Raw genomic sequence first — 12,327 nt, 5'->3', positions numbered from 1 at the left:
CTCCATCCGGCTGACCTTGCTACGCGGTTTCTCGTCTCGTCGTGACCCACGCCAACGTGGCCGCGATGGCGATTAGGAGTGCCAGTACCGAACCGATCTGCCAGAGGTGAAGCCTGAGTTGCGAGCCAAAATCGAGATCAAGTTCGAGTGGTGCATTTTCGGCAACCTGAACGCTTCGACTGAACGTGTAAACCGCCCCTTCCTCGGGGAGACTAATCAGGATGGCCTGCGGCGCGGGTTCCGTGGTGTGTTGATGCTGAACCAAACGACCGGCGATCTGCCCGAGGATCGCGTTGTCCTCACTGGTGTTGCCCCGCAACAGTTCACTGAATTGCTGAGGACGAAAATTGAGTTCCTGTTGCTGTAGGATGGGATTGACCGCCGCCGCTTCACGGAGCTGCTGGTTATCGGCGAGGCCATCGTCACTGGGTTTATTGTCGAGATACAATCGTTGTCGTCTCGTGTTGAGCCCCACGATTGCTTGCTGCGTTTGCAGATTCTCGAGCTGCACGCGTGCGTCTTCGTTCGAGGCCGCATCCAGTGCATATTGATTGGCAACGCTGCTAAGCGCGCGTCGAGCCTTCGATTGCTCACCCGCTTGGAGTAATTGATTGGCCTGCTCCAACAGCTCGGCAGCCTGTTGTGCCTGCACTTCTCGCTTGCCGCTGATCTTCGACAAGTACGAGGTTCGGTCATAGGCTTTTTGGTTTGACCGTCGGACGAGCTCGAGATTGCCATCGTTGTCGACCAATTCAAATCCCTTCGGCGCAACAACGTTCCACTGAATATTTTCCAGAGGCACATTCAGTTCGGGACTGGTCAGCTTCAATCCGCTCAGACTCTCGCCCGCGACCGAGTAGACAAAGCGAACTTGCGCAGTGCGGTCGTCGATGCCGGGCAGGATGTAAAACTGCCATACATTTGCTTTGCCATTGAGTCGTATGGAATTCACACTTTCACCGTTGACAAAAATACTGAATAACTCTCCGCCCTCGGGTAAACCCACGCTCAAACTGCTGCGTTGTATAACCTCCATACTCATCGCGACGGCGGTCAATTGGTTACCGGTGGGCGACAAGACGGTGGTCAAAGAGCCTTCGGCCACACGGAGCTTCAGCGCCTCGGCCAGCGAATGGCGTTTGACCATGATCTGCAGCGGGCTCTCCGGCATCACCGCACGCAGCGAGACGGCGGGAGCATTTCGATTTCCGAGATCACGGAGTGTTTGCGGGACCGAGTTCCAATCCGCCCGCTGCCAGCCTTGTGACAGAGTCTCATGCGTTAACTCCAATCGGCCGCCGGCCCGAATCGCAAAGTAATACGAAAGCTGGCGAGCTTGAGGGAATTCGACGGGCTCGAAGGCTTCGAGCTCGTTTTCACGATCTCCGCGTCGCTCGTACTCGATTCGAAACTGAATTTTGCCAATCACGCGGCGTTTAAACTGAACTTCCCATACATTCGTTTCGGGCGACACCGAGATAAAATCGCTGACGGTATCCCCGCTGGCTCGCAGCGTTTTGATTTCGTCCTCGTTGGTGATCGGCAGAACGACTTGGAGCGTTCGAACCGAAGCGTTTTGAACTTGAAAGTCAGCAATCAGCGCAGATCGCGTTTGACCTTCGCGCAAAGTGACTTCGTGCAGCACCTGGCCGGTCACCCAGGGATCGAGTTTTTCAATGCCGAGCACAAGGTTCCAATCACGTTGCAACAGCCGAAACGCCAACGCACCTTGCGCCTGACCGCCGATGGTACGCGGATCGGTCTCCGACAGATTTTGACGCGACACGGTTCGGAGCCGAATTCCGGTGGTCGGTCGGACGACCAATTCGCCAGTCTGGCGAGTTGCTTCATTCATTTCAAAACGAGGAATCTCCCACTCGCCCGCTTCCGTCGGCGAGGTACCCGAGAGCGTCAGCGAAAAACTCTGCGAACCGATCGTCTTTCCATTGAGATGCAGCAGAATCTGTCGCTGGTCCCCTTCGCTGAGTTCGGTCCAATGGTGCAGCGAGGCTCCTGTGAATGATTCGACTTCGAGTCCTGACGGCAAGGGGAAACTCAATTGAAACAAGCCCGCTCGCGAGATCTCTGCCGAGAAATTAACGCCCAAGACCACGCGTTCATCACCGAGCGAAAGCACTTGTTGACTGACAACGCGGACTTCCGGCTCCACTGCGGCCACGCGCAGCATCAGTCCACCACCCTCAACACCATAACGATAGACCCGATGCAACACGGCTTGTGAATTTGCAAGCAGCCCGGCATCAAAATCACCTAAGTTGACGGCGGACATTCCTTGTGACTCCAACTTTTCCGGCTGGGCATCGGGCCCAAACGCGATCGCAACGAGTCCGACTTCGCCATCCGCACTGGCGACTCTCAGCGGAGCCAACTCGACCTCGGCTGGCAACGGATCGAGACCACGCTGCGTCTCGATCATGACATCAAATGGCTGCGACTGAGCCGGTTCGATCTCGAGTTTTAAGCGACCGCTATCAGCGTCGAATTGCCAAGATCCCACGGGACCATTGACCGCGCTGACAGTCAGCCCCGAGGGGACGATCACGCTCAGTTCACTGACTTGACCTTGCGAAGTGCGGAGATGAAGTCGATGACGACCGTCGACCACACCGGGACCTGGCAAATAGAGGTTCGAGGCTTCGACGAAAAACTGCGTCTGCTCGGTGGTCACGTCACGCGCTTTGGGTCGGAGCAAGACACTCGCGTTGCCGGGACCGAGCAACACGTCAGCCTCGGTCCTTGAGGCGTCGCTGGGGATCGGTTCAACGCGAACAGCGGTCGGGCAAAGGACATCCCAGCCGGCTTCGTCATAGCGAACGTTGATGTTCCGAACCGCCGCCGTGCCCGTCAGCACAGGCACGCCTTCGATTGGATTGACCGCTTCCATTTGGTACTCGAACGTCGCCTCGTATGAAACGGGTTCGGGGGAGAGTGAGCGGAGGACGCTAGCCTCGCCGGGCACCGTCGGCTCCGCTTTTTCTTTCGCAACGGGAATGCTGATCACGTAGGCAAGGCCTAATCCAGGAATCTCTGACTTGCTCAGACGCAGCCCCCTTCCTTCGAAGCGAGTCAACACCGCCGGCGCTCGCAGCAGCAAAAATCGATCGCCGGGTTGCCCCGACAACGCGATCGTTCCCTTGGCGTGCAATCGCGATTCCTGATCCGCTAGCTGCCACTCCTGATGGATGGAATCGGCTGCTTCAAAACCATGGGGAACGTCCGCCCACAGTGATGAAGACGCTGAAGACAGTATCAAGGCCAGCAGTACCGTCGTCGCTGTCACGGTGCCACCGGACTGCGTGCTTGATGATTCCTCGCTTCCCTTTTCCCCGCTCGAATCGCTTCCGTCGTCTGCCGTGGTTGCGGTGGGTCTCGGATCAAGCTGACGAAACCATCGACCAAGGCTGTCGATCGCACCGCGCGCTGGACGAACAAAAAGCAAAACAAGAATCGCCAGGGCAAGCAGGGCATAGAACCAAGGAGCACCACCCCCTTGCAGCAAAACACCCAATGCAAGGAGCAGCATGCCGACACCGCGCATGCCAATTTGTTGACGGTCGCTGCCCTCGCAAGAGGACGATGTCCATGTTCGGACGAACTTTGCAACCATCGGGATGGATGCTCGATAGGACAAAATGATCGCGGCGATACCCGCCAGACAAAGGAGCAATCCAAAGAACGAAAAATCAACTCGCCACAACGGCATATTCTTGACAGAAAGTTCGACGGAGTCCCCTGAGGATAGAATCGGCAAGCTCAGCTGCAACGGATTCGGCGATCCCGCCTGTGACAGTGCCGTACGAGCGGTTGCCAAGCAGACAATCATTGCGATCGCCAGTCCGAGCAGCCCCAACACGCGCCAAGCACTCGTCTGACCACACGCCCAAATTCCAATGCCGGCAAACAGACTGATCCACAGCAGTGAAAAAAGCCCACGTTTGGCCACCCAATCGAAGCCGGAAGGCCGTGTCACGGGTACCGCTGGCGAGACCGTTCCACCGTTGGGAACCAACACGTGTTTCTCGTCTCCGCTAACGGTCCATTGTGTTTTTAGCACGGGCGCAAAAACGATCGGTAAGGCGAGCAGAGGCTTGGACTCGTCAACCGACGGTTTCCCCAATCGCAAACGGACCTCGATCGGCACGTTGGGATTGATTCCACCAGGCAGCGGAATCAACGTCGCCTCGTCCGCTTGCCGGGCGGTGACGACTTGACCGTTGACCGATACTTCCCAAAGCCGAACCGGTTCACCGGGCAACTTGACCTTGAGCGTGCGTTGCCCCCGAGATTTGACGTAGTACAGCACATCGGTCACCAGTTCGCCATCCTGCGAAACACGGCTATTCGCTTCGGAGAATTCAACCACCTGGGTCACCGTGGTGCCGGGCTCGAACCAGTTGACTTTCAAATCAAGTTGGAAGGGACGCTCGGTGTATTGCCACGTCCCCAGCGAAGGGGCCGTACTGAGCAGCCGAAACTCTGCGGGCAATTCAAGCGGATCGAGTTGTAGCATGTCGTCCGAGACCGAGAGGGTATGGATCTCCACTTGCATCGGGCTAACCACTTGGACGTAACCTCGTTCGCCCTGCACGCCGAGAGGAGCCACCTGCCCAGCCTGGAATGAGCCTTGGTTTTGATCTGGCTTTTCTTCAAACGTTACCAACAAGGTATAAGCGCCCATGACACCCTGGTGGAGTGAAACGATCAGCGTGTCGTCTTCTTGACGCCAAGTGCGGACATCTTGGCCGTCGACCATCACATTGCCAAACTCGGGCGGTACCGCAATTCTCCACTCCGAGACGGGAGCACCGGTGATGAAGTAGTTGATCAGCGCACTGCCATAAACGGTTTGTTGGTTCAGAGAATACAAATGGAACACATCCGATTGAACACTCCGCTCAAGCAATTCAATTCGCATCGTGGCGGACCACTCCGGCTGACGTATACGAAAGGCTTGTTGGAGTCCGGCCGTGGGTTTGGGAAAATACGAAAGCGGCTTTTCAACCAACAGCTCGGTTTCTTCCACCGCAATCCGGAACCCCGGTGCGCCAATGATCCCGATGTCCCCGCGAACCGTTTTGGCTTGAGGATATTCGATGCGTGGCAAGACCCAGTCCTCGGCGGCCGCGGCCTCGCTCTTTTCTAAATGCAACGTGACGAGTTGGCGTCCCATGACATCCTGATTTAGCATGACTTTTAAGTTGCGTCGACCGTCATTCACCTCGGACGTTGCGATGTAATCCGCCACGTTTGCGCCGCTAACCGAGACGACCGAATAGTCGGCTGGAATGCCAAAGTCCCACTCACGAATTGGCGCTTCACGAATATCCAATTCGACGTCCGCTTGGATCACACGATCCGCTTCGGCCAATTGATAGAGAACCAATTCCGACACGTTGACTTCCGGTTGGATCCGGTCCGCAACGATGGTGAAGTCATGGTCAGCAGCCGGGAAGCGGTAGACGAAGATTTGCCGCGCTTCGGTGGGCTCGCCAGGAAATTGCTCTGGCGCCAATTGAGTCAATCCGCTCAACCCCGTGGGTGCCAAACGCACCGATCCTACATTGGTCATTCGCAGAAAACCAGAATGTCGAATCGCACCGATCGGACTCAATCGCAATCCTTGGGCGCGAACGGGAAAGGCACCGAGTGGCGTTTGGCTGCGGACGTTGATTTGACGGGTGCCCTTGATCGGCTGGCTAAGCGTCACCTCCAATTGCCGATCCAGGTCCTCGCCGCTTACTTTCCATCCAACGAGGTTGCTGCCTTGAACGTCGAGGATCTCCCCGGGGCCCTGTAACGAAATCCGAATGCTCTTCAGCTCACCCTGAAGGACTTGGAAGTCAATCTGATGGTCCTGACGCAGCAAGCCCGCACCGACCTTGGCTTCGACATGGCCGGTCGTGGTGAAGAAGAGTTTTCCGTCACCTGCCTTGCGCGCGGTTTTCCACTGCAGCCGAGTACGCCCGCTGGCGGGCAAAAAACCCAACCAAGCGTCATCGTCTCGTAGTGGCACCACCGATTGTTGATCGCGGTGAAACTCGAGATCCGCATCGAGTCCCATGAGCGTCAAGGGAACGACAGCGCTGGCGGCAATGGTGAAGTCCATGCGATGCCCGTTGGCCTCGGGCGTGGCCAATGTCGCAACGAATTCGAGTGTGACGGGATACTCACCCGCTTTGGGAAACACAAGCTTGTAGACCGGTATTTTGTTCTCGATGACGAGTCGCAAGCGATAATGGGGATCGCTCGGCACTTGGCTGACCGCGGCATTGCCAGACAGAATCGTGATTTCAGCATTGTCTTCGCTGACCCGTGCCGTGCCTCGAAACTGAAACGCAACCGAATCGCTATCGGCATGAACATCGCCCCGCAATGTGGTATCGATCCACTCAACGGACGGGGGCGCAGCACCACTGCGACGGAGCGACAGTGTGATTTGTCCCCCGGTCGAGGTTTGAAAACGTTTGACGGTGCCATCGGCATCGATCGGAGCAAACCCCGTCACGTCAGTCACGGTGCCCTCCATTTCGGGGACGTACTCGATCGTCAACGTCGCATCAAAACCAACCGAGTCTCCCGGCGCGAGGTGGGTTAGATCGATCGCTGCGGGAAGCTTGGATTTAAAATCAGGTGAACGGACCACGACGATCGCTTTCGCATCCGTAGCGTTTTCTTCCAGGTGCAGGTCAAGGAACCGATCGGAGCCCACTTGGCGAACGGACCACGACAGCACGTTGTCACCCTCAACCGAGATCACTTGTCCTTCACCCCGGAGCCCAAAGCTCAGCGTCTTCGCATCACCTTGAATGACACGGATTGCCACATCAATTGATTGCTCAATGTAATCGGTGCTGACTTTGGCGGTTCCGTTGGCCTTGGCGGTGTAGAACACCGGCGGCTCCGGTAGATGGCCGTGGGCTTCGACAACGATCGAACCGGTGCCATCGGGGCCAATGGAACTGCTAAACCTGGCTCCGTCTATTTCGTCGCCGGCGTGACAGGGAAAACCTATCAAGCTAACAAGTCCAAGCACGATGAGATCCGAGGCAACACGGAACATGGGTGAGATAGTTGTTTTCATAGCTGGTTGCTCGTTGGGGTTCAGGCTTGCACCTGCGTGATATTCAAAAGGCCTGCATGCCATGGGTTCATTTCCCACTCACTTCTCGGGCCTGCTGGATCATTTGCCCAAGCTGCAGGATTCGAGGTGCTGTTCGATCCTGATCGGGCAATCCTGCGATCAAAGTTGCTAAGGTTTTCAAGTCGACGGTTTCGCCGAGCGGCTCGCCTCGGAGCTTGGCCGCTAACAGTGCGGCCGAGGTTGCGATGCGTAGCGACGGAGCGGCTCGATCAAGACGAGGGGCGCCCGGTTCGTAGGGGATCGGCCAGTGGTTTTCGATCATCTGGCCGGTCGACAAGTCACGAAATCGCACCGACACCGAACCAACATCCCCTTCACCATCCGGCTTTGCTTCGAATTGATAAAGCGCCACTCCGGCTTCCGCCGCAGCCATTTCCGCCGCGTCCACTTGGTCGTCGCGGAAATCTTCTTTGTTGAGCAGGTGCTTTTCGAAACCGAGCAACTTGTAGCGTCCAACCCGTTTGGGATTGAACTCGACCTGCACTTTGACGTTTTTAGCAGACGGACGCAGTGCACCCGCGATTTGGCGGGCAAATCCATCGTCCGCCGATGCGACCGAATCAAGCAAGTAGTAACGGCCGTCGCCTTTGCGAGTGAGGGCTTCGAGGATTTCATCGTTCAATCCTTCGGCACTGATTCCGGCAGCATCGAATGCGATCCCCGCACCGCGCATCGTCACGATCATCTGTGATAAACGGTCGGGATTGGCATCGCCCAAATTGACGGCTCCGTCGGTAAGCAACACAATTCGATTCTGGGCACCCTCAAGCTGTTGTTCTCGCGCCTTTTCGAACGCCAATTGCAGGGCGGCTTCGATATTGGTGCCGCCTTCGCTGGGCAGATTGTCAATCAGCTGAACAAGCTCGTTCGATTGAGAACCGCTCACTTGGTCCGCCAACAGTCGCGGTTGCCGCGCGAAGCTAATCAGAGTGACTTGGTCGATGGGTTTCAGTTGTTCGGCTAGCATCGCGAAAGCGCGACGCACGGTTTGACTGCGATCGATGCGTTCCATCGATCCGGAATTGTCCAACAAGAGCGTCAAACGAAGCGGCGTGTTGCTTGCACGCCCCGCGGCCGCGGTTCGCATGGAAACTCGCAACACGTTCCGCTGCTGCAAGAACGGATGGATGGACTGTTCGACACGACAAGCGACTTTCTCACTTTCGCTAGGCATCGGATCGCCATAATCCATCGCGTTGACGAACTCTTCGATACGCACCTTGCCAGGTTCCGGCCACGAACCACTGGCAAGTGCTGCTTGGGCAAGCTTGAACGAAACGTCACTGACGTGCAGCGAGAAGGTTGAAAAGGCTTCCGCCTCGGCAGTCTTTTCATCGAGACCCGCGGGAGCAGCCAATCTCTGAGGCGACGCATTCTTATAATCTCGGAATAAGTCTTGCCCATACAAAGCGGGCAACTCAGGAGCCACAAAACGATACCGCATTCCCCCGTCAATCGCCGCAAAGTGGTCCTCAAGCTGACGCGATTCTCCAAGTTCGGCTTTCTGCTGCGTTGGAAGTTCATCCCAAGCGGATGCGATGCCACCAAGGTTAAGATTGATCGAGTCCTTCCCCAATTCCTCCAGCTCAGCCGGTACAGGGTCAGCATGCTCGCGCGATGCATCGTCGCCAAAGAACCATCCTCGATTTGACTGCCCAGGTTGAACCCTCCACTCAGGCTGGTCCGCCGTCTTGTTTTCGGTCAATCCCTTCACCACTTTTCCCGCGATACTCAACTCGTCGATCGTCGCCATCGGCTCGCTTTCGCCATCCATCGGCGAATTCTCTTGCAAGCCGAAATCGTACTGATCACGATCGAGATTTTTCTTGGATCGATCCGACAAACCATCCATCGCCGCTCCACCCGACATGCCGCCTCCTCCCATACCACCCCATGGCGCCGAGGGCGCGGGGGGCTCACCCATGCTTGCGGAATCAGCCGAAAAGTATTGCCCCTTCACATCACGTGACGTGGCGGCGACCGATTCCTCCAACAGACGTTCGCCTAAGACCTTGTCTTCACCAGCAAGCCCTGCCGACATTCCGTCCGCGCGGACGGATTCATGGTCAAGCCAAACACCCTCTTGCTCAACGCCATCGATGTCCATGTCAACATCCATTTTTCGCCCCGCCGCAGGCGCATCTGCCGGAGCGGCCTCAAGAGAATAACTGAGGTCTGTACCTCCGCGTAATGACATCGATCGCCGAAGTACGTCGGTTTGTCCAGCGCGAGTCTGTAGTTCCTCTTTTCGCGTTTGCCGCAGCACCGCCGCTTCACGCGATAGTTTAAATTCGGGGCCGGCAGGAAAGTACTGCACATCGTCTTGCAGGTAATACGGTGAAGGGAGCGACTTCGCTTCGAGACTTTCTCGGATCCCCGAAAGGGAACTCTTCGAGTCTGACTCTGCAGTGCTCATTGCTGACCGTCCGCGGCTTGAATCACGATCATCCTTGCTCACGATACCGTCGGTCATGACGATCGCGCCATGCTTTGCAATCGCCCCCTCCGCCATGGATGCGTAGCTCGACAATTCCGGTATTGCCACCGCATTCAATTCAGAGTGCAGGGCATCGTCGAGTTGCTTCCTTTGCGACAAAGAATATGAGCTTCGCGCACGTTGGGCTGTTCGCATCGCAACCGAACCGAACCAGATACTTCCAAACAACACGGCAACAAGCAACACGGCCGCCACCTTCGCGAAGCTGCGCAAAAAATCTCGCTGCATCATACGACGCCGAAGGGGCATGCTCACAGCAGACTTGCCGTGTGACGACTCCGGAAGCTCGCCGTGTATCTCAGCAAGGACGATCTTGCGTTTTTCGGCAGGCAACTTCCATTCCTCCTCACCACCCACCGCTTCGCCCTTTGCTACATCGCGCAGCAGTCCGTCCACATTTTGAATTTCCCTCATGAAGGCGGCCTGTTCGGGATGCTCTTCGATCAGCCGCTTCAGCTCATCGCGAGGGGCATCTGACCGTTGGGCTTCCGAAGCCTCACCCAGCACAAGCGCCACGATGCGTGCTTCGAGTTCCGGATCGTTCGAGGGAGGGTTTGGAGTTTGATTCATGAGATTTCATCGATTCCCAGTGGACCCAATTTGGCAGCCAGTGCTTTCAAAATATGGTGCAGACGGTAACCCACATTGCCCATACTGAGACCCGTCGCTGTGCTGATGTCGCGATACGGAAGGCCGTCAAAATATTTGAGCGTGATCAGCTGTCGGTCGCTCTCGTCGAGTTCAGCTAGCAACTGGCGCAGGGCAGCGGCGGCTTCCATCCGCACCAGCACGCTTTCGGGCGTTTCCTCTAAAGCATTCGGATCTTGCATGTCACCCTTATCGCTGCCGAAAACTTCTCGTCGGGAATCACGAAGGTGGTTGTAGGCACGGTTACGGACACTTCGGAACAGCCACGCTCTTGGAGAGTCAACTTTGTTCCAATGAATGTGCAGCTGCAGAAAAACCTCTTGGACGATATCCTCAGCCACCGCGCGCTCCCCAATCAGGGAAAATGCGTAACAAAGCAAGGGCGACTCCTCGGAATCGAACAGAGCCCCAACGGTGAGCGCACACTCATCGTGGTCGCTAGGCCGATCGACTTGGGGACTCGGATTCAACATTCATTCGGTTCGCTGCGCCTGGTATTGCTGAATGGCCACGAAAAGCGTCCTCTCAAAGAAGTAGACTCGCCATAGCTCGGTTTCTTAGAAGATTTCCGGTGATTTTTTAAAAATCGGTTGCTCCATCTTAAACCACGGGTCGGCTGGCTCGCTGGAAATCACTCCCGTGGCCTCTGAAAACGTGGGCTCGTCCGCAGCATCCCTGGGCGACGAAGACCCAGGGCAGACCGTTTTCCCGGCGTTTTCAGGTCTTGCAGTTTCGCGTCATGGGTTTTCAATAAAATTGAACTCGAATTTTACAAAGTGGTGCTCGTCTTCCTACTCGAATCTCGGCTTTGAAACTCGACGATCGAGCACGAGCCCGGATTATTCGTTGGAGTGGTCCAGCTATTGCGCTTCGCGTGAAAGCAGACCCGACACCGCAGAGACTTCCCCCAAGGCGATGAGTACGTCGTCAGGAAGAATCGGGGTCGAGGCAGAGGGTGGCAGCAGGATCTCACCATCCGGTCGACGAATCGCCACAATGATGACGCCCTGTTTCCGAAAGTCGGTCTCTTCGAGTGCAAGGTGAGCACATGGCGAACCAGCACTGACTCGAATTTCAGCCAAGTCCAACGTGGTTCCCGAACCTGAAACGATTTCAAAGAAGTCCTCGACCTGCGGATTGATCATGAGCTGAGCCATCGTTGCGGCGCCGGTCGCAAACAAACTCACCACACGGTTGGCACCTGCCTTTTCCATTTTGCGTGCACCGTTCTCGTCCGTCGCTTTTGCAATGATCTGAAGCCCGGGCGAAAGCAATCGAGCGGACAGCACCACGTACAAGTTGTCTGCATCGCTATCCAAAACAACCGCGAATCCCCGAGCTCGTTCAATCCCCGCTTCTAACAACGTGTGGTCGCTCGTGGCGTCACCACAAACACACGGCCATCCCTGCTGTTCGCAGTCCGCAAGCGCACTTTCGTCTCGATCGACGACGACGAATGGCAAACTGCGATCGGCAAGGTGGCGACAAATCGTGCGTCCCATCCGACCAAACCCACACACCACAAAGTGGTTCTTTACCGAGTGAAGCGTTGAAATCATGCCACGTCTCCTCAACCAAGTTCTCAATTCCGCACGGACAATCAACTCACCCAACTGCACGATGGCGAAAAGAAACACCCCTAATCCGCCGATCAAGTAGAACATCACGAAAACGCGACTCCGATCCGACAACGGCCGAACCTCGTTGTATCCAACGGTGCTGATCGTGATCACGGTCATGTAGGCCGCATCGAGTAACGACCAGCCCTCAACCAGAGTGAACCAACCGATCCCGACCAAAGTCAGAATCAATAGGACAGCGATGATCCACACCAATCGGTACATTACGGTTTACCGCATCACAGAAAGAGGCAAGGTCGTACCCTTTCCATTGTAGTTGCCTCGGTCGTGACTAGGCCTCAATCAAGCGACCGTTCATTGAGATTCTGATCGTATCGCGGCGGAAAAACGTGGCGGACCGGTGGCCTGGCTTGTCGTCTGTTCGTCGTGGTTGTTCGCAT

Annotated in this window: 4 protein-coding genes; all 4 read right to left on the bottom strand. The window is 56.3% G+C overall.

Annotated features, from left to right (window positions below):
• Positions 1-19: 19 nt before the first annotated feature.
• Positions 20-7,102, bottom strand: coding sequence for a YfgM family protein (locus tag Poly41_RS04565; RefSeq protein ID WP_146524671.1), 7,083 nt, complete (start codon positions 7,100-7,102; stop codon positions 20-22).
• Positions 7,103-7,169: 67 nt separating this feature from the next.
• Positions 7,170-10,229, bottom strand: a complete 3,060-nt coding sequence (locus Poly41_RS04560; protein ID WP_146524670.1) for a vWA domain-containing protein — start codon at positions 10,227-10,229, stop codon at positions 7,170-7,172.
• Positions 10,226-10,780: an RNA polymerase sigma factor gene (locus tag Poly41_RS04555; RefSeq protein WP_231615395.1), complete on the bottom strand. Its 555-nt coding sequence runs from the start codon at positions 10,778-10,780 to the stop codon at positions 10,226-10,228. The genes Poly41_RS04560 and Poly41_RS04555 overlap by 4 nt, the downstream gene beginning before the upstream one ends.
• 387 nt (positions 10,781-11,167) lie before the next feature.
• The gene (locus tag Poly41_RS04550) at positions 11,168-12,151 is read right to left on the bottom strand and encodes a potassium channel family protein (protein ID WP_146524669.1); all 984 of its coding nucleotides are present in this window, start codon (positions 12,149-12,151) and stop codon (positions 11,168-11,170) included.
• Between the last annotated feature and the right edge of the window lie 176 nt (positions 12,152-12,327).

Origin of the sequence: Novipirellula artificiosorum (genome assembly GCF_007860135.1) — a bacterium.
Classification (GTDB): Bacteria; Planctomycetota; Planctomycetia; order Pirellulales; family Pirellulaceae; genus Novipirellula_A; species Novipirellula_A artificiosorum.
This window is presented reverse-complemented; position numbering and strand designations above follow the sequence as displayed.

Bases quoted from the DNA above. Each gene is read 5' to 3' on its own strand.
- Poly41_RS04565 (WP_146524671.1), bottom strand. From the start codon at position 7,102: ATGAAAACAACTATCTCACCCATGTTCCGTGTTGCCTCGGATCTCATC.
- Poly41_RS04560 (WP_146524670.1), bottom strand. From the start codon at position 10,229: ATGAATCAAACTCCAAACCCTCCCTCGAACGATCCGGAACTCGAAGCA.
- Poly41_RS04555 (WP_231615395.1), bottom strand. From the start codon at position 10,780: ATGTTGAATCCGAGTCCCCAAGTCGATCGGCCTAGCGACCACGATGAG.
- Poly41_RS04550 (WP_146524669.1), bottom strand. From the start codon at position 12,151: ATGTACCGATTGGTGTGGATCATCGCTGTCCTATTGATTCTGACTTTG.